This is a genomic window from Mesorhizobium sp. M1328 (assembly GCF_040318075.1).
GTDB lineage: Bacteria > Pseudomonadota > Alphaproteobacteria > Rhizobiales > Rhizobiaceae > Mesorhizobium.
The window spans coordinates 602,416-620,703 of record NZ_JAMYLO010000002.1 but is presented as its reverse complement, the minus strand read 5'-3'; the positions used below and the strand labels follow the sequence as shown (position 1 = coordinate 620,703).

Genomic DNA, 18,288 nt, shown 5'->3' with positions numbered 1-18,288 from the left:
TCATGGCCTTTCTTGCCGACGTCCTTTCCCGCGTAAAGCCTTCCGCGACCATCGCAGTGACGCAGAAGGCGCGCGAGCTGAAAAACGCCGGCCGTGACGTGATCGGGCTGGGCGCCGGCGAGCCGGACTTCGACACCCCCGACAACATCAAGAACGCCGCGATCGAGGCCATCCGCCGCGGCGAGACGAAATATCCGCCGGTCTCCGGCATCGTGCCGCTGCGCGAAGCGATCGCGAAAAAGTTCAAGCGCGAGAACAATCTCGACTACCGGCCGGACCAGACCATCGTCGGCACCGGTGGCAAGCAGATCCTGTTCAACGCCTTCATGGCGACGCTGAACCCCGGCGACGAGGTGATCATCCCGCGGCCCTACTGGGTGAGCTATCCCGAAATGGTGGCGATCTGCGGCGGCACCTCGGCCTTTGCCGACACGTCCATCGACAACGGCTTCAAGCTGACGGCGGCCGTGCTGGAAAGGGCGATCACGCCGCGCACCAAATGGCTGTTGATGAACTCGCCGTCCAACCCCTCGGGCGCCGCCTATACCGAGGCGGAGCTCAAGAGCCTTGCCGACGTGCTGTTGAAGCATCCCCATGTCTGGGTGCTGACCGACGACATGTACGAGCACCTGACCTATGGCGACTTCGTCTTCAAGACCATCGCCGAGGTCGAGCCTAAGCTCTATGAGCGCACGCTGACGATGAACGGCGTGTCGAAGGCCTATGCCATGACCGGCTGGCGCATCGGCTATGCGGCAGGCCCGGTGCCGCTGATCAAGGCGATGGACATGATCCAGGGCCAGCAGACCTCCGGCGCCTGCACCATCGCCCAATGGGCGGCGGTCGAAGCGCTGAACGGCCCGCAGGATTTTATCCCGAAGAACAAGGTGATTTTCCAGGGCCGGCGCGATCTCGTCGTCTCGATGCTCAACCAGGCGCGCGGCATCACCTGCCCGTCGCCGGAGGGTGCGTTCTACGTCTATCCCTCCTGTGCCCAGCTGATCGGCAGGAAGACCAAGAGCGGCAAGGTGATCGACAGCGACGAAACCTTCTGCTCGGAACTGCTCGAGGCCGAGGGCGTGGCGGTCGTTTTCGGCTCGGCTTTTGGCCTCGGCCCGAACTTCCGCATCTCCTACGCCACGTCGGAGGCCTTGCTCGAAGAGGCCTGCACGCGCATCCAGCGCTTCACCGCCTCGCTGGCCTGAGACGTTTCAGCCGCCATACTGCTCGTCGCTGACCTTCTCCAGCCAATCGACATGCACACTCTCGAGTGCCTCCTGCATGGCGATGTGGGTCATCGCCGATTTGGGCGCGGCGCCGTGCCAGTGCTTTTCGCCGGCCGCAAAGGAGATGACGTCGCCGGCCCTGATCTCCTGGATCGGGCCGCCCCAGCTTTGCGCGAGACCGGCACCGGACGTGACGTAGAGCGTCTGGCCGAGCGGATGCGTGTGCCAGTGGGTGCGGGCGCCGGGCTCGAAACTGACCAGCGTGGCGCGTAGCCGCGCCGGCGCCTCTTTCTCGATGATCGGCGTCTGCAAAACCCGGCCGGTAAAATATGTCTCCGGCGCAACGATCGTCGGCACGCTGCCGCAGGCAATAATCTTCATCGTCGCAAGTCCTCGATCCAATCCAGTGTCTAGAGCCTACCACTTTCGTCCGACGCCGGCTGCATGTCCTGCCGGCTGCGGGCAAGGCGCGGCCAAAACAGGCCGGTGCGCCTGCGGTAGGCGTCGTAGGCGTCGGCCAACCTTGTCCGCGAAAATTTTCGTTCTTCGTCCAAGGCTGCGATCACATAGATCGCAACGATACCGGCGACCGGCACCACCGCCCAGACCGACCAGGTCGCGATACCCCATCCGATCCAGAAGATGATGTAGGACGTGTAGAACGGATGACGGACATGGAGATAAGGGCCTTCGGTCACCAGGCTGTCGGGATTGTCCGGATCGAACGCGAAACGCAGCCGCGCCTTGCGGGAGACCGAGATCGCCCACCAGAACAGCGCCGAGCTTGCCAGTTCGATGGCGAGCCCGCCGATCTTCGCCGCCACCGGCTGCCGCTCGATCCACAGCAGTGCAAGAAAGAACAGCGCCGTGCCGACCACGACGGCCGAAATGATCATCGCGCCCTGAGACATGCTCGGCGACTGGAAATGCGCGCGCATCGACCAGGCATATTGGCCGAGCGTGGCGATGCTGCTGATCGAGACGAGAAGGTCGAGCGTGGATTCCATCATCAGGGTCCCGGGGTTAGCTGTGGTGGATTCGTTCATCATACCCGGCAGAAACCGAGAAATCATTTCTTAACCACCGTTCTAAACAACATGGTGACCTCGGCATGCGATGTTGACCTGGAGACAATCCCAAGGTCCAACCAGATATGGCCGTTTCCCACCGCACGATCCGCACGCCGCAAGCGGATTTGCGCCTCAGCCAGTCGTCGGGACCCGGCATCCCGCTTGTCCTGATCCACGGCTCGGGCAGTTCGCGCGCCGTATTCGCCCGCCAGTTCGACAGCCCGTTGGCCGCTGCCCATCGGTTGATTGCTTTCGACCTGCCCGGCCATGGCGAATCCTCGGACGCCCGCGATCCGGCGACGGACTACACCATCGCCGGCCTTGCCCAATCGGCGGCTCAGCTCCTCGATGCCTTGGGCATCGGCCGCGCCGTCGTCTTCGGCTGGTCGCTTGGCGGGCACGTGGCAATCGAACTCGCGAGTTTTCACCGCGCCGTCGGCGGGCTGATGCTGACCGGCGCGCCGCCGGTATCGAAGGGTCCTTTCGGCATGCTGCGCGGCTTCCACGCGCATTGGGACATGCTGCTGGCGTCCAAAAAGACGTATTCCGAACGCGATGCCGAGCGCTTCGAGACGCTGTGTTTCGGCGACACCGCCGATCCGTCCTTCCGCCAAGCCATCCTGCGCACCGACGGCCGGCTGCGCGCCGCGGTGACGCGCGGCATGCTCACCGGCAAGGGCGCCGACCAGAGACAAGTGGTCGAGCAGGCGGCATTTCCGGTTGCCATCGTCAATGGCGAGAACGACCCGTTCGTCCGGCTCGGCTATTTTGAAACGCTCGCCTACGGCTCGTTGTGGGAGCAGTGCCACATCATTCCCGGTGCCGGGCATGCGCCTTTCTGGGAGCGTGCGGACCGGTTCAATCCGTTGCTCGCGCGCTTTGCCGAGACGGTGGCAGTGCAGCGCGTCGACGCAACCCCGCTGGCGTCGCGCCTAGCCGGCACCGGCTGAACCCAGCCCCTCAACTTCAAATCCCTTCAACTTCAAATCCCTTGCCCTCCCGGCCTGCCCGTGGGACGATGCCTTTTGGGTAGGTGGCAAATTGAAAAAAGCCTCGCCCGCGACGGCCGACAGGCCGGCCGCCGCTCACAGGGAAACGCCTGAGTGGAGGTCAGCCATGGGTACTCGCGCCGGAGGACGACGCACGGGACCGAAATGCATTGCCATAGTCGGTCCCTTCGCAAGCGGTAAGACGACACTTCTCGAAGCCATACTCGCCCGTACAGGCGCCATTCCCCGCCAGAATCCCGTTTCGTCGGGAAATACCGTTTCCGATCATTCGCCCGAGGCGCGCGCTCACGGCATGAGCGTCGAGGCGACCTTCGCCACCACCGATTTCATGGGCGAGCCGTTCACCTTCGTCGATTGTCCCGGCTCCATCGAATTCTCCTTCGAAGCCGAGCCGGTGCTGGCCGCCTGCGACGTCGCCGTGGTCGTTGCCGAGGCTGACGAGAAGAAGATCCCTGCCCTGCAGCTGATCATGCGCAAGCTCGACGATCTCGGCGTGCCGCGCATGCTGTTCCTGAACAAGGTCGACAAGGCGATAGCAGGCGTGCGCGACACGCTGAAGATGCTGCAGCCGGCAAGCTCGGTGCCTCTGCTGCTGCGCCAGATCCCGCTGCGCAAGGACGGCGTCGTCATCGGCTCGATCGACCTCGCTTTGGAGCGTGCCTACATCTATCGCGAATATGCCGAGAGCGAGGTCGCCCAGATCCCGAGCGACGACAAGGCGCGCGAGCTCGAGGCGCGTTTTTCCATGCTGGAGACGCTCGCCGACCATGACGACCGGCTGATGGAGCAATTGCTGGACGAGATCGAACCGCCGAAGGACGCGATCTTCGACGATCTTGCCGCCGACCTGCGCGACGGCATAGTGACGCCGGTGCTGATCGGCACCGCCGAGAAGGGCAATGGCGTGCTGCGCCTGTTGAAGGCGATCCGTCACGACGCACCCGACATCGAGGCGACGCGCCAGCGTCTCGGCGCGCCCGACGGCAATGCCACCGTGGTCCAGGTGATGAAGACCATCCACACCGCGCATGGCGGCAAGCTGTCGGTCTCGCGCATCCTGTCCGGCCAGGTCGCCGACGCAGCCGAGCTGTTCCTTTCCACCGGCGAGACGGCAAAGGTCTCCGGCATCTACAAGATGCTCGGCAAGGACCAGGTCAAGCTGATTTCGGCCAAGGCCGGCGACACGGTCGCGCTCGGCAAGCTGGACGCCGTCAGGACCGGCCAGACGCTGAGCTCGACCAAGGGCGGCATCAAGCCGCTGGTCACGCTGGCGCCGCCGCAACCGGTCTTCGCCTTCGCGCTGCGACCGAAGGAGCGCAAGGACGAGGTCAAGATGTCGGCGGCCATCCAGCGCCTGGCCGAGGAAGATCCCTCGCTCAACCTGCATCACAACCAGGATTCGGCCGAAACCGTGCTGTCCGGTCATGGCGAGATGCATCTGCGCGTCGTGCGCGAGCGGCTGGAAGGCAAGAACCAGATCCCGATCGAAGGCCATGTGCCGGCCGTGCCCTATCGGGAGACGATCCGCAAAGCGACGCAGCAGCGCGGCCGCCACAAGAAACAATCGGGCGGCCACGGCCAGTTCGGCGATGTGGTGCTGGAGATCAAACCGCTGCCGCGCGGGTCAGGCTTCCAGTTCACCGATACGATCACCGGCGGCGTCGTGCCGAAGACCTACATCCAGTCGGTCGAGACCGGCGTGCGCGATTATCTGAAATCCGGCCCGCTCGGCTTCCCGGTCGTCGATGTTGCCGTCAACCTCTCCGACGGCTCCTACCATGCGGTCGATTCCTCCGACATGGCCTTCCAGATGGCAGCGAAGCTGGCGATGAAGGAAGGCATGGCCGCGTGCTCGCCGGTGCTGCTCGAGCCGGTAATGAAGGTCGAGATCGTCACGCCGTCGGATGCGACGTCGAAGATCATCGCGCTGATCCCGCAGCGGCGCGGCCAGATCCTCGGCTACGACGCGCGGCCCGATTGGCCGGGATGGGACGTGGTCGAGGCGACCATGCCGCAGGCCGAGATCGGCGACCTCATCATCGAGCTGCGTTCGGCCACAGCGGGTGTCGCCAGCTACCGGGCCGTCTTCGACCACATGGCCGAACTCACCGGCCGGTTGGCCGACGAAGCGCTGAACACCAACGGCAAGGCCGCCTGAAACGGCAGCTGGCGGCCAGAACACAAGGGACACACAAGGAAACGGCGCCCGGACCATCCGGGCGCCGTTTCGTTGCGGACCGTCTTCGTGGGAGGCGAAACGGCAGGTCCGCCGCATACTTGCCGCCGGTGCCCGGCGGCGGAGGAAGGTTCGGACGCGGTAGCCGCCTGAGCCCGGATCGTCCGAGTGATGCCCCCATCCCCCGGACGAACCACACCGCGTCCTATGTTCTGCTTAATCGATTTGGCGCGCCCGCGGCATGTTACCCGAGGTTACATGTCACTGTTACGCGGCCGTTCCGGCCGATTTTCTGGCGATGTGTTGGTTTCAGGCAACAAAAAAGCCGGATCAATGAAGACCCGGCTGAGTTTGATTGGAAGTGCCTGTTAAGGCTAACCTCCAGAGGGGAACACTCGAGAGCGCTAATGGGAGGAGAACGCGCTCAGGAGATGATCTATATATGTGCTCTTCATGCCCAAGAAACAAGCATCTATTTTGCAACACACACATGCAAAAAGGCGTCGGCTGTGGTCTAATCCGTCCCGAAGCCCAATAGGACCAGTTGAATCGCTGAAATGCAGCGTGCGGCAAGGGAAAAATCGATCTGCAGCCGCGAATCAGCAGCGATTCCTGCTCGGAAAGTCGAAAAACGCAGGATGACGTAGAATCGTGCAGCACGCGTTTGTTTTTTCGGCAGCCAGACCTTGCTGGTGCATGTCGCCTAAAAGCCCGCCATCGAGCTTGACCTGAGGGTGCAGCGGTTTGGTTTACATGCCAAGGACAAGACCTGAAGCGCGTCGCAGGAGACCGTTCAAGGGCGCGCCTTGGAGCATGATCCCGGTCGAACAGGAAGATAGAGCTCCAACCCGATTCTATCGGGATGGAACAGGCTCTAGGTAAGGAGACCTCCATGCGGGCCGCTTCGGCGATCGCCGGCAGCGTCATCTTCCTTGCTGCAGCGCCCGGCGTGGTCGCCGGACTGGTGCCTTGGCTGCTGACCGACCGCTATCGCCTGCCCTGGTCGAGACTGCCCGGTTTCGTTCCTGTGGGCTGGCTGCTGGTTATCGCCGGCACAGCCATACTGCTGCATGCCTTCGCCCGGTTTGCCCTGGAGGGCCTGGGTACGCCCGCCCCGGTCGCGCCGACCGAAAGGCTGGTCGTCGGCGGCATCTACCGCCATGTCCGCAACCCGATGTACGTCGCCGTGCTGTCGATCGTCCTCGGCCAGGCGCTGCTGTTTTCGAGCTGGACGGTCGCTGCTTATCTAATCATCGCCGCGGCCGCCATGATCTCCTTCGTGAAACTATATGAGGAACCGACGCTTGCCCGCCGCTACGGCGACGAATACGAAGCCTACCGCCGCGCCGTACCAGGCTGGCTGCCCCGCCTGACACCTTGGCGCGGCTGAAGCAGCCTCGAAGGCTGCGTCACCACGGCAGCGGGCCGTCCTCGTTCGAGAACGTGCCCGTCGGACCGTTCGCGTCGAGAAGCGCGAGGCGCACGGGCTCCCGCGCGGCCTGTTCGACGGTGCGCGGACCTTCGAAGTTGTTCAGCTCCGTCGCGGTGTAGCCCGGGCACGCAGCGTTGACCTTGATGCCGGTCTCCTGGAGCTCGATGGCGAAGGCGAGCGTCATCGCGTTGACCGCCGTCTTCGACGGGTTGTAAACGGCGCCAAACGAAGTGCGGTACGGAAAGGCCGGATCCGCGTTCAATGTTTGCGAGCCGGCGCCGCTCGATACGTTGACGATACGTGCCGCCGGCGCCTCACGAAGGAGCCGCAGCATCGCTTGCGTGACGGCGATGACGCCAAACACGTTCGTCTCGAACACCGCGCGTACGTCGTCGAGAGAGGCAACACTCGGGCGGCCCGAGTTGATGATCTCCTCGAGCGGCCTGCCCGGCTTTCCCGCATGGGAGATGCCGGCATTGTTCACCAGCACGTCGAGGCGGCCGAGTTCGATACGGATGCGCTCTGCCGCGGCGGCGATCGACGCCTGGTCGGTGACGTCGAGCTGCAGGGCGTGGGCATCCCCTCCGATGCTCTTTGCGGCTGCCTCCGCATGCTCGAGCCTGCGCGATCCTACGAGCACGGTGAGGCCGTTCGCCGCGAGATCCTTGGCGATCTGAAGACCGATGCCCTTGTTGGCCCCGGTGACCAGGGCGACGGGTTTGTCCTGCATGGTAATCTCCTTCTGTGCACCGACGTGTGGCCAACACCGCCTTGCCGTGCTAGATACAAGTCAAACGGAACCACGTTCCATATATATCCGGAACAAGGTTCCGTTTGCAAGAGGCAATTTGATGGACGAAAAAGCGCCGAACGGCAAAACGAAAGATCAAGGCGATGGTCTGGAACCCCGCGACCGCGCGGATCGCCACGTGCGCGCCGACGCACGGCGCAACATCGACGCGTTGCTCCGGGCGGCCATGGCGGTGTTCGCGACCTCCGGCGTGGAGGCTCCGGTGCGAGAGATCGCGGAAAAGGCTGGCGTCGGCGTCGGCACCGTCTACCGCCACTTTCCACAGCGCTCGGACCTGATCGTGGCCGTCTTCCGCAACGAGGTTGACGCCTGTGCGGACGCCGCGCCGATCCTGGCCAGGAAGCATGAGCCGGGTGAAGCGCTGGCCCTGTGGATGCAGCGCTACGTGGATTTCATCACGGCAAAACGCGGCCTCGCGGCAGCCTTGTACTCAGGCAATCCGGCCTTCGAGACTTTGCCTGCCTATTTCAACCAACGGCTCCGGCCCGCGCTCCAAACATTGCTAGAGGCAGCGGCCGCGGCCGGCGAGGTGCGCGCCGATATCGAGCCGGGCGACCTGTTGGGGGCGGCCGCCAGCCTTGCCATGCCGGCACATGGTGGCGGCCCTGCCCAGGCGCGGCGCATGGTTGCCCTGCTCGTCGATGGTTTGCGCTACGGCGCCAGCACGCCGGCGCGCTCCTAGCCCAGAAGCCGATAATTAGCGAAACCGGCGATACAGCCCCCTTCTCCCCGTCACTATACGGGGAGAAGTGCCCGGCAGGGCGATGAGGGGCGGCACGACATATCAGGACTGCCCATCGCCGAGCCAAGCCAAGTACGACAAAGGCTGGTGCTGCACCTCATCTGGCTACCGCCATCTTCTCCCCGTATAGTGGCGGGGAGAAGGACGCTTTCGCCGAAGCTTTCGCCAATCGCCGACGTTGCTCGGAAAGCCGGCGGGCTGACTAGAAACTAAAACGACCAGCTGCGCGCCTTGGCGATGATGAAATCGCGGAAGACATGCAGCTTCGCCTGGTTCTTCATCGCGTCGGGATAGGCGAAATAAGTATCGAAGGACGGCACCTCGGTCTCGGGCAGCAACTGCACCAGCCCCGAATCCTTGCTGACCACGTAATCGGGCAGCATGGCGATACCGGCGCCGCCCTGCACCGCCCGCTTGATCGATAGGATGTCGTTGATCTGCAGCGTCGGCACCCTTTGCCCGCCTTCGAAATCGCCGACCGTCTCCAGCCAGTTCAGTTCCGACAGGTGCGCCGGCACCGGCACGCCGAAGGTGACGATGCGATGGGCCTTCAGCTCGGCGATCGAATTCGGCTTGCCGTGTTTGTTCACATAGGAGGGCGCCGCGTAGAGATGGAAATGCACGGTGAACAGACGGCGCTGAATAAGGTCCGGCTGCTGCGGCTGGCGCAACCGGATGGCGCAGTCGGCCTGGCGCATCGTGAGGTCGAGTTCCTCATTGGCCAGGATGAGCTGCAGGCTGACCTCGGGATAGAGCTCGATGAACTCCTGCACGCGCTCGGTCAGCCAGCCGGCGCCGAGGCCGACCGTGGTCGTCACCCTGAGCACGCCGGAGGGCCGGTCCTTGGTTTCGGTCAGTCGCGACTTGATGGTTTCGAGCTTCATCAGCACGTCGTGCGCCGTGCGGAACAGCATCTCGCCCTGCTCGGTCAGCACCAGGCCGCGAGCGTGGCGGTTGAACAGCGGGACGCCGACATCATGCTCGAGCGCGCTGACCTGCCGGGAGATCGCCGATTGCGACAAATGCAGTGTTTCCGCCGCATGCGTGAACGACCCCGCTTCCGCTGCGGCGTGAAACACGCGTAGCTTGTCCCAATCCAACGCCATGATTTCCCCTCGTCCTGTTTTCTGGCGTCCGCCTGTTATGGCGTCTGAATGAAAAATCAGGCTTTTGCGCGGCTCTTCTCAGCCGCTTGTCGAACAATCACTCCGCCGCTTCGCGGTGAACCTCGATCCCTGCCAGATATTTTTCCGCCTCGAGCGCGGCCATGCAACCGAGCCCGGCAGCCGTCACCGCCTGGCGGTAGATATCGTCGGTCACGTCGCCGGCGGCGAACACGCCCGGCATGTCGGTGCGGGTCGAATCCGGCGCCGTCCACAGATAGCCGTTCGGCTTCTGCTTCAGCTTGCCGGCAAACAGCTCGACCGCCGGCGCGTGGCCGATCGCCACGAACACGCCGTCGACCACCAGATGCATCTCCTGCCCAGTCACCACGTTGCGCAGCTTCAGCCCTTCGACCGAAGGCGGCATCGGCGCCTTGCCGGGCCGGCCGGTGACCTCGTCGACCACCGTGTCCCAGATGACGCGGACATTGTCTTTCCGCAGCAGCCGCTCGCGCAGGATGCGCTCGGCGCGGAAATCGCTGCGCCTGTGGATGACGGTGACGCTCTTGGCCAGGTTGGAGAGATAGAGCGCTTCCTCCACCGCCGAATTGCCGCCGCCGATCACCGCGACATCCTTGCCGCGGTAGAAGAAGCCGTCGCAGGTGGCGCAGGCCGAAACGCCAAACCCCATGAAGGTCTGTTCGCTCGGGATGCCCAGCCATTTCGCCTGAGCGCCGGTGGCGATGATCAGCGCGTCGGCGGTATAGATCGTGCCGGAATCGCCCTTGGCGCGGAACGGCCGCACGTTGAGGTCGACCTCGGTGATGATGTCGTTGACGATGTCGGTGCCGACATGCTCGGCCTGCCTGAGCATTTCGCTCATCAGCCATGGACCCTGGATCGGTTCGGCGAAGCCCGGATAGTTTTCGACGTCGGTGGTGATCATCAGTTGCCCGCCCTGCTGCAGGCCGGCGACCAGCATCGGCTTGAGCATGGCGCGGGCGGCATAGATCGCCGCCGTATAGCCGGCAGGGCCGGAGCCGATGATGAGAACAGGCGCGTGCTTGGTGATCATGAAAAGCCTCTGCGGGGGAGCAGCCATGGATTGTGGCATGAACTCTCGTCGATTGTTGCGCGTAATGTAAGTGTTGCCTGCGACGCCAGCAAGGCAAGTTGCCGTTCGTCCCCGGAAAGCTTCGGCGCCGGCGACGGCGACAAGCAACCCGCAGCAAGATGATGCGAAAATCCTCGATCCAGCGGATGGAATAGACAGCAAAGTCGTTTAACTACAAAGTCGCGAAAGATTCTTTCGCGTCACCACGGAAGCCGCACGGAAGCCACCATGCCGATCAAGGCCGATCTCGATGCCATCGACTGGAAGATCCTGCGCGAGCTTCAGCAGGACGGACGCATGACCAATGTCGAACTGTCGGGCCGCGTCGGCATTTCGGCGCCGCCGTGCCTGCGCCGCGTCCGGCGGTTGGAAGAGGCCGGCATCATCCGCGGCTACCGCGCACTGCTCAACGCACCGGCGCTCGGCCTCGACGTCGTCGCCTTCTGCCTGATCGGCCTGCATCACCAGGCCGACGCCGAGCTCAAGACCTTCGCCGAGCGAACCCGCGGCTGGCCGATCGTTCGCGATGCCTGGATGGTGTCGGGCGAGTCCGATTTCCTGCTGCATTGCGTAGCGAGCGACCTCGGCACCTTCCAGACCTTCGTCATCGAGGAACTGGCCTCGGCCCCAAATGTCGATACGGTGCGAACCGCGCTGACCATCCGGCGGGTCAAAGACGAAGGGCTGGTGGCGTTTTCGGCTTGAGAGACCAGGCAAGGCGCCTGAGAAACAAAAAACCGGAAACAAAAAACCCGCCTCGGGAGCGGGTCGTCGGTGGGAATCATCACCATACCCAAATTAGTAGCATAGCTGCCGGCACAAAGCAAGAACAAAATGTGGCGACCTCGATGAATTTGCCGATCTCCCCCCTTTCGGGGGAGATTGCAGCTTCGCCCACGGCATCAACTCCGAATGCCCGATCACCCCGCGTCGCAGAGGCGCTCTTCGACCATTTCGCACAAATGGTGATAGAGGCACAGATGCCCCTGCTGGATGATCGGCGTCGAGGTCGAGGGTACGTTGAGCAGGATGTCGGAGAGCGGCTTCAGCTTGCCGCCGGTGTCGCCGGTCAGGCTGATCACCGTTATGCCCATCATGCGCGCCTGTTGGGCGGCGGCGAGGATGCTTGGCGAATTGCCGCTGGTCGAGATGGCGAGCAGCACGGCGCCCGCCGAGCCATGCGCCTCGACCTGGCGTGCAAACACCGTGTCGAAGCCGTAATCATTCCCCCAGGCGGTCAGCACTGCCGCGTTGGCCGGCAGCGCGATGACGTTGTAGGCCTTGCGCTCCCTGAGGAAGCGGCCGACCAACTCGCCGGCGATGTGGATGGCGTCGCTGGCCGAGCCGCCATTGCCGGCTATCAGCAGCACCTTGCCCTGCGAAAGCGCGGCGACGACGGCGTTGACCGCCCGCTCCATCTCGCTGGTCAGGTCGCGCTCCACCATCGCCGAAATCGCAGCCGCCGAGCGGACCAGGTAATCGTTCAGTTCGGACATGAAACCCTCAGTTCCCGGCGCGCAATCTGCCGATGGTGCCGGTCGTGCTCTTGCCGGCGACGAGATCGACCAGCACGACGCGCCCGCCGGCCTTCTGCACGACATCGGCGCCAACCACCTGATCGACCGTATAGTCGGCGCCCTTGACCAGTATGTCGGGGCTCAGCGCCTCGATCAGCGAAAGCGGCGTATCCTCCTCGAAGATGACGACGGCGTCGACCGAGGCAAGTGCTGCCAGCACGCAGGCCCGGTCATGCTGGTCGTTGACCGGGCGTCCCGGCCCTTTCAGCCGGCGCACCGAGGCATCGCTGTTGAGGCCGAGCACCAGCCGGTCGCACTGGCTGCGCGCCGCATGCAACAGGCTGACATGGCCGGCATGCAGGATATCGAAACAGCCATTGGTGAAACCGACGCTCAAGCCCTCGTCCTTCCAGGCCCCCACCAGCCGCGCCGCGGCGGCGGCATCGAGGATGGCATCCTTGTGGGCAACCGGGCCGTGCGAGCGAAACAGCGCACCGGTGAGTTCCTCGATCGTCAGCCGCGCCGTGCCGCGCTTGCCGACGACAACGCCGCCGGCTGCGTTGGCGATGGATCCGGCCATGACGCGATCGGCCCCTGCCGCCAGGGCCAGCGCGAAGGTCGCGATCACCGTGTCGCCGGCGCCCGAAACGTCGAACACTTCGCGCGCCTGCGTGGCGATATGGCGGGCGTCGTCCGCACCGACGACGCTCATGCCCTTTTCGCTGCGCGTCGCGACGACGAAATCGAAACCGTGCGCCGAAATCAGCTGGCGCGCCGCCGCCTCGATTTCGTCGTCGGCAAACACTGCGCGCCCGACCGCCTCGCCGAGTTCTTTGCGGTTGGGCGTGATTGCCGTCGCGCCGGCATAACGCGCATAATCGCTGCCCTTCGGATCGACCAGCACCGGCTTGCCCGCTTCCCGGCAAATCGAGATCAGCTCGCCGGCGACGCCGCCGAGCAGCACGCCCTTGCCATAGTCGGACAGGATGACGATGTCGGCGCGCGCCAGCGCTTCGCGAAAATGCCCGACCAATGTCGCGCGCTCGGCATCGCCCAGCGGCTTGATTTCCTCTTCGTCGAAACGCAGCACCTGCTGGTTGAGCGCGCTGAACCGGCTTTTGGACGAGGTCATGCGATCGGCATCCTGCGCCAGCCCGCCGGTGTCGACGCGAAATTCGCCGAGCATGCGCATGACGTTCTTGCCGGCCTCGTCAGCGCCGATCCCCGAGACCGGTATCGCGGCAGCGCCGAGCGAAACGATATTGGCGACGACATTGCCGGCGCCGCCCATGGCCAGCGTTTCGCCGCGCCCGTGCAGCACGGGGATCGGCGCTTCCGGCGAAATGCGCTCGATCACGCCATTGACGAAACGGTCGAGGATGAAATCGCCGACCACCAGCACGGTGGCGTTGCCGAAGCGCGAGATGGCGCGGTGAAGAGGTTCGGGTGAAGGAAGCTTGATCATGTCAACGCGCGGGAGAGCCGATTTCAGTGACAGGGAAACTCGATTGGCAGGGCCGGCCGTTCAAGGCGATGCCGATATACCGCAATTTCAGCCGACGCAACGGTAGGCCTTCGACCGATCGCGGCGGCGAGACAGTGCGTCAGCTTTTCTGCAACGCGACATGCATGCCCAGCCCGACGAGCACCGTACCGCCGGCGCGCCGCATCAGGCGCTGCGCCCGGCTCGACTGCCGCAGCCTGGCGATCACCGCGCCGGCCAGCACCACGCAAACAATGTCGGCCGACGAGAACATCAAATTGACGATCGTTCCAAGCACGACGAACTGCAGCCAGACCGGAAACGCTGCCGAGGCATCGATGAATTGCGGCAGGAACGCCATGAAGAAAATCGCCGTTTTCGGGTTGAGCACCTCAACGGCAACGCTCTCGAAAAAGGCGCGGCGGGCAGATTTCGGCTGAATTCCCGGCAAGACGGCATCGCCTTGCGCCTTGGCGCGAAACAGCGAAACACCGAGCCAGATCAGATACAGCGCACCGACCAGCTTGACTGCCATGTAAAGCACCGGCACGGCATGGAAAAGCACCGACAGGCCAACAGCGGCGGCGAAGACATGAACGTAGCCGCCAAGATGGATGCCGAGCGCCGCCATCAGGCCGGACCAGCGGCCGCGCGCCATGGTTTGCGCGGCGGCATAGAGCATGGCGGGGCCGGGGATATAGGCGAAGATCGCCGTGGTGGCAAAAAAGGCGACAAGCAGTTCGGTTGACGGCATTGCCTTGCTCCTGTCGCCGGTCGGCCGGCAGGCCGACTGAAACGTGACCTTTGCGGCGCCACTATGGCGCTCATCCGGCCGCCCGCCACCTGCTTTGTCGACAGCCCGGCCCGCCTCCCCTATAAGGCCAGAATCCCACAAGGGCTACAACCGGCACAAGGTACCAGAGGCTTTCATGATCATCGTCACGGGCGGCGCCGGCATGATCGGTTCCAACATCGTCGCCGCGCTCAACGCCGACGGTTTCAGCGACATCCTCGTCGTCGACGACCTCACCTACGGCCACAAGATCGCCAACCTCGCCGATCTCGAGATCGCCGACTATCTCGACAAGGACGATTTCCTGGCGCGGATGGAGGCCGGAGACCTCGGCCGCATCGAGGCCGTCTTCCACCAGGGCGCCTGCTCGACCACCACCGAATGGAACGGCAAGTTCATGATGGAGGTCAACTACACCTATTCGAAGCGCCTGCTGCACGCCTGCCTGGCCCTGCGCGTGCCCTTCCTCTATGCCTCGTCCGCTTCGGTCTATGGCGGCGGCGCCGAGTTCCGCGAGGAGCCGCAATACGAACGCCCGCTCAACGTCTATGCCTATTCGAAAAAGCTGTTCGACGACTATGTCCGCCGTACCGTATTCGATACGGATCATTCGCCGGTGGCGGGCCTGCGTTATTTCAACGTCTACGGACCGCGCGAGGCGCACAAGGGCGCCATGGCCTCTGTTGCCTTCCATTTGTTCAACCAGGTCGAACGCGGCGAAAACCCCAAGCTGTTCGGCGCCTATGACGGTTTCGGGCCCGGCGAGCAGAGCCGCGATTTCATCCATGTCGGCGATGTCGCCGACGTCAATCTGTGGCTGTGGAGACGCGGTTCGAGCGGCATCTTCAACTGCGGCACAGGCAAGGCCCAGCCCTTCCGCGCCATTGCCGAAACGGTGATCGATACGCTCGGCCAAGGCCAGATCGAGTTCATCGAGTTTCCCGACCACCTCAAGGGCAGCTACCAGAGCTTTACGCAAGCTGATATGTCCCGCTTGCGCGCAGCCGGTTACAATGGCCAGTTCCGCACAGTGGAAACCGGCGTCAGAGACTATGTCGAATGGCTGAAAGCCCAACGATCCTCGTGATCGGCCCACGCTGGGTGGGCGACATGGTGATGGCCCAGTGCCTATTCTCGGCGCTGAGGGAGCTTCATCCGGATGCCGCCATAGACGTGCTGGCGCCGGCCTGGGCAGCGCCGCTGGTCAAGCGCATGCCCGAAATCCGCCAGCAGATCGACGTGCCGCTGAAATCCGGCGCGTTCGAATTCCGCATCCGAAGGCGCTTCGGCCGCCTGCTGCGCGGCCGCTACGACATGGCCTTTGTCCTGCCGGGAAGCTGGAAATCGGCGCTGATCCCGTTCTTTGCCGGTATTCCGCGCCGCGTCGGCCATCTCAAGGAAATGCGCTATGGGCTGCTGACCGACATCGTGCCGTTGCCCGATCGCCTGAAACGGCGCACCGCGCAGGCCTATTTCAGCCTTGCCCGGGGCGGCGCCTTCCGGGCCCCGAAGCTTGCGGTCGATCAAGCCAGCCAGGCGGCACTGCTCGGCCGTTTCGGGCTGACGCCGGGGAAATTCGTGGCACTGATGCCGGGCGCCGAATTCGGCCCGGCCAAGCGCTGGCCGAGCGAACACTATGCCGGGCTTGCCCGCGAGATGATGGCGAAAGGGTTTGGCGTCGCACTGTTCGGATCGAAGAACGACGCCCAGGTGACGGCTGAAATCGCCGCGCTGGCGTCGGGCGCCGTCGATCTCGCCGGCCAGACAAGGCTCGAGGATGCCATCGACCTGATCGCGGCGGCGAGGCTCGCCGTCTCCAACGACAGCGGGCTGATGCATGTCGCCGCCGCCGTCGGCACGCCGGTCGTCGCCGTCTACGGCTCGACCTCGCCTGAGAACACGCCGCCGCTCGCCGAGCGCCGCGAACTGGTCTGGCTCGGCCTGTCCTGTTCGCCCTGCCACAGAAAGACCTGCCCGCTCGGCCATCTCAACTGCCTGAAGACGCTGGAGGTCGAACGGGTCGTGGCTGCGGCGGAGCGGCTGCTGGAAATGCCGGCCGCCGCATGAAGGTGCTGATCGTCAAGACGTCGTCGATGGGCGACGTCATCCACACCTTCCCGGCGGTCGAGGATGCGCGCCGCGCCCGGCCGGATATCTCCTTCGACTGGTGCGTGGAAGAGGCATTTGCCGGAATCGTGGCGCTGTATCCAGCCATCCAAACCATCCACAGCGTGGCGATCCGGCGCTGGCGCAGGAAGCTGCTCCAGCCCGGCACGTGGCGGGAAGTGGTCGGCTTGCGCCGCGCCTTGCGAGATTGCCGCTACGACCTTGTCCTCGATGCACAAGGCTTGCTGAAATCGGCGCTGGTGGCACGGCTGGCGGCAGCACCGATCGCCGGTTTCGACCGGTCGAGCGCCCGCGAGCCTTCGGCGAGCCTGTTTTATGGCCATCGCGACGCCGTGCCGCGCGGCCTGCATGCCATCGAGCGCACGAGACGGCTGTTCGGGCTGGCGCTCGGCTACGAGCCGGATTTTTCCCGGCTTGAATCGGGCATCGTGCCGCCAGCCGGAAGATTTGTCGGCGAAAAGACCGCCTTCCTGCTGCACGGCACCAGCCGCGAGGACAAGAAATGGCCGGTCGCGGACTGGATCGAAACCGCCCGCCTGCTGGTGGGCACGGGAATGACGCCGGTCACCACCTGGTCGAACGACCGGGAAAAGGCGGTTGCCGAGGCGATCGCCGGCGCCGTTGCGCAGACCGTGGTGTTTCCCAGGTCGCCGCTTGCCGAGATCGCCGCTGTCATCGGCGGCTCGGCGCTGGTCATCGGCGCCGACACCGGCCTGACCCATCTCGCCAGCGCTTTCGGTCTGCCGACGGTGGCGGTGTTCCTGGCGACGGAGCCCGGCCTGACGGGGCCACGCGGGCCATTCTCATCGACGCTGCTGGCGAGGCCCGGCCGTAGCGTCACGCCGCCGGAGGTGATGGCGGAAGCCGAGAGATTGCTGGCGCTTAAATTACAAGGCGCTGCATAGGACCTTTTCAGAATTCGCTCTGGCGAGTCGAATAGCGTGGTTTTCGAGAACCGGAGCGGAGCGTACTTAAAGTACGTGAGCACCGGAAGCGCAGAAAACCGCGCTAGTCGGCCGCCAGAGTAGAATTATCAAAAGGTCCTAGATGAACTGCACCTGGACGATCTCGTAGCCCCTGGCGCCGCCCGGCGCATTGACCTCGATGGCATCGCCGACTTCCTTGCCGATCAGGGCACGCGCGATCGGCGAGGAGATCGAGATGCGGCCGGACTTCACGTCTGCTTCCTGGTCGCCGACGATCTGGTAGGTCTTTTTCTCCTCGGTATCCTCGTCGACCAGCACCACGGTGGCGCCGAACTTGACCTTGTCGCCGCTGAGCTTGGTGACGTCGATCACCTCGGCCCGCGCGATCAGGTCCTCGAGTTCGTTGACCCGGCCCTCATTGAGGCTCTGTGCCTCTTTTGCCGCGTGATATTCGGCATTTTCGGAGAGGTCGCCATGCGAGCGCGCTTCGGAAATCGCCTCGATAATACGCGGCCGCTCCTGTTGCTGGCGCCAGCGCAGTTCTTCCTTCAATGACGCGAACCCCTCGCCTGTCATCGGGACCTTGTTCATAATGCCTGACCTTTCCTGCCGCCGCCCCCGCAATCGGGAGCGACCTTGTCGATGGTACAAAAAGAAAACGGTCCGGCAGCCTCGCTAACGGAACCGTCTCACCACAATCTTGCAAGATATAGCAATGTTCGCGGGTTTTTCACGTCCAAAAAGTCGGATTTTGAAAA

General features: G+C 64.1%; 18 protein-coding genes. 9 read left to right on the top strand and 9 right to left on the bottom strand.

Features of this window, described 5'->3' with window-relative positions:
* The first annotated feature begins 2 nt into the window (after positions 1-2).
* Complete coding sequence (locus NKH23_RS07650; protein ID WP_352912482.1) at positions 3-1,205, top strand: pyridoxal phosphate-dependent aminotransferase; 1,203 nt, start codon at positions 3-5, stop codon at positions 1,203-1,205.
* A gap of 6 nt (positions 1,206-1,211) precedes the next feature.
* On the opposite strand, the gene NKH23_RS07645 is transcribed toward NKH23_RS07650, so the two are convergent.
* Together NKH23_RS07645 and NKH23_RS07640 are read right to left on the bottom strand one after the other, a co-directional pair.
* Positions 1,212-1,607, bottom strand: a complete 396-nt coding sequence (locus NKH23_RS07645; RefSeq protein WP_352712989.1) for a (R)-mandelonitrile lyase — start codon at positions 1,605-1,607, stop codon at positions 1,212-1,214.
* 29 nt (positions 1,608-1,636) lie between these two features.
* Positions 1,637-2,233: a methyltransferase family protein gene (locus NKH23_RS07640; RefSeq protein ID WP_352912483.1), complete on the bottom strand. Its 597-nt coding sequence runs from the start codon at positions 2,231-2,233 to the stop codon at positions 1,637-1,639.
* A 146-nt stretch (positions 2,234-2,379) separates the two neighbouring features.
* On the opposite strand from NKH23_RS07640, the gene NKH23_RS07635 reads away from it, so the two are divergent.
* From NKH23_RS07635 to NKH23_RS07625, 3 genes are all read left to right on the top strand, one after another.
* Positions 2,380-3,246 carry an alpha/beta fold hydrolase gene (locus NKH23_RS07635; protein ID WP_352912484.1) on the top strand — a complete coding sequence of 289 codons (867 nt, stop codon included), beginning with the start codon at positions 2,380-2,382 and terminating at the stop codon, positions 3,244-3,246.
* Between the two features lie 166 nt (positions 3,247-3,412).
* A complete protein-coding gene (locus NKH23_RS07630; RefSeq protein WP_352912485.1) occupies positions 3,413-5,464 on the top strand; it encodes an elongation factor G in 2,052 nt (683 codons plus the stop codon).
* Between the two features lie 910 nt (positions 5,465-6,374).
* On the top strand, positions 6,375-6,872 hold the full coding sequence (locus tag NKH23_RS07625; RefSeq protein WP_352712997.1) for a methyltransferase family protein: 498 nt from the start codon (positions 6,375-6,377) through the stop codon (positions 6,870-6,872).
* Between the two features lie 19 nt (positions 6,873-6,891).
* On the opposite strand, the gene NKH23_RS07620 is transcribed toward NKH23_RS07625, so the two are convergent.
* Complete coding sequence (locus NKH23_RS07620; protein ID WP_352713000.1) at positions 6,892-7,644, bottom strand: SDR family oxidoreductase; 753 nt, start codon at positions 7,642-7,644, stop codon at positions 6,892-6,894.
* A gap of 121 nt (positions 7,645-7,765) precedes the next feature.
* On the opposite strand from NKH23_RS07620, the gene NKH23_RS07615 reads away from it, so the two are divergent.
* Positions 7,766-8,407, top strand: coding sequence for a TetR/AcrR family transcriptional regulator (locus tag NKH23_RS07615; protein ID WP_352912486.1), 642 nt, complete (start codon positions 7,766-7,768; stop codon positions 8,405-8,407).
* Positions 8,408-8,676: 269 nt separating this feature from the next.
* On the opposite strand, the gene NKH23_RS07610 is transcribed toward NKH23_RS07615, so the two are convergent.
* Positions 8,677-9,573 (bottom strand): LysR family transcriptional regulator, encoded by an 897-nt coding sequence (locus tag NKH23_RS07610; protein ID WP_352713003.1) that lies wholly within the window; start codon positions 9,571-9,573, stop codon positions 8,677-8,679.
* Between the two features lie 97 nt (positions 9,574-9,670).
* Positions 9,671-10,645, bottom strand: coding sequence for a thioredoxin-disulfide reductase (gene trxB / locus NKH23_RS07605; protein ID WP_352713006.1), 975 nt, complete (start codon positions 10,643-10,645; stop codon positions 9,671-9,673).
* A gap of 267 nt (positions 10,646-10,912) precedes the next feature.
* Here trxB and NKH23_RS07600 point away from each other — a divergent pair, with 267 nt between their 5' ends.
* On the top strand, positions 10,913-11,389 hold the full coding sequence (locus NKH23_RS07600) for an Lrp/AsnC family transcriptional regulator (RefSeq protein ID WP_352469300.1): 477 nt from the start codon (positions 10,913-10,915) through the stop codon (positions 11,387-11,389).
* Positions 11,390-11,604: 215 nt separating this feature from the next.
* On the opposite strand, the gene NKH23_RS07595 is transcribed toward NKH23_RS07600, so the two are convergent.
* From NKH23_RS07595 to NKH23_RS07585, 3 genes are all read right to left on the bottom strand, one after another.
* Complete coding sequence (locus NKH23_RS07595; RefSeq protein WP_352713011.1) at positions 11,605-12,180, bottom strand: D-sedoheptulose-7-phosphate isomerase; 576 nt, start codon at positions 12,178-12,180, stop codon at positions 11,605-11,607.
* 7 nt (positions 12,181-12,187) lie between these two features.
* Positions 12,188-13,666, bottom strand: coding sequence for a D-glycero-beta-D-manno-heptose-7-phosphate kinase (gene rfaE1 / locus NKH23_RS07590; protein WP_352713013.1), 1,479 nt, complete (start codon positions 13,664-13,666; stop codon positions 12,188-12,190).
* Positions 13,667-13,805: 139 nt separating this feature from the next.
* Positions 13,806-14,438 (bottom strand): LysE family translocator, encoded by a 633-nt coding sequence (locus tag NKH23_RS07585; protein WP_352713016.1) that lies wholly within the window; start codon positions 14,436-14,438, stop codon positions 13,806-13,808.
* Positions 14,439-14,613: 175 nt separating this feature from the next.
* On the opposite strand from NKH23_RS07585, the gene rfaD reads away from it, so the two are divergent.
* The 3 genes from rfaD to waaC are packed head-to-tail and all read left to right on the top strand — an operon-like array spanning position 14,614 to position 17,509.
* Positions 14,614-15,564 (top strand): ADP-glyceromanno-heptose 6-epimerase, encoded by a 951-nt coding sequence (rfaD, locus tag NKH23_RS07580; protein ID WP_352713018.1) that lies wholly within the window; start codon positions 14,614-14,616, stop codon positions 15,562-15,564.
* Positions 15,537-16,544 (top strand): lipopolysaccharide heptosyltransferase II, encoded by a 1,008-nt coding sequence (gene waaF, locus NKH23_RS07575; RefSeq protein WP_353034411.1) that lies wholly within the window; start codon positions 15,537-15,539, stop codon positions 16,542-16,544. Before rfaD ends, waaF begins: the two co-directional genes overlap by 28 nt.
* The gene (gene waaC, locus NKH23_RS07570; protein ID WP_353034409.1) at positions 16,541-17,509 is read left to right on the top strand and encodes a lipopolysaccharide heptosyltransferase I; all 969 of its coding nucleotides are present in this window, start codon (positions 16,541-16,543) and stop codon (positions 17,507-17,509) included. Before waaF ends, waaC begins: the two co-directional genes overlap by 4 nt.
* Before the next feature lie 138 nt (positions 17,510-17,647).
* Here the strand turns inward: waaC and greA are convergent, their stop codons facing one another.
* Positions 17,648-18,121: a transcription elongation factor GreA gene (gene greA, locus NKH23_RS07565; RefSeq protein WP_023719113.1), complete on the bottom strand. Its 474-nt coding sequence runs from the start codon at positions 18,119-18,121 to the stop codon at positions 17,648-17,650.
* Positions 18,122-18,288 lie beyond the last annotated feature (167 nt).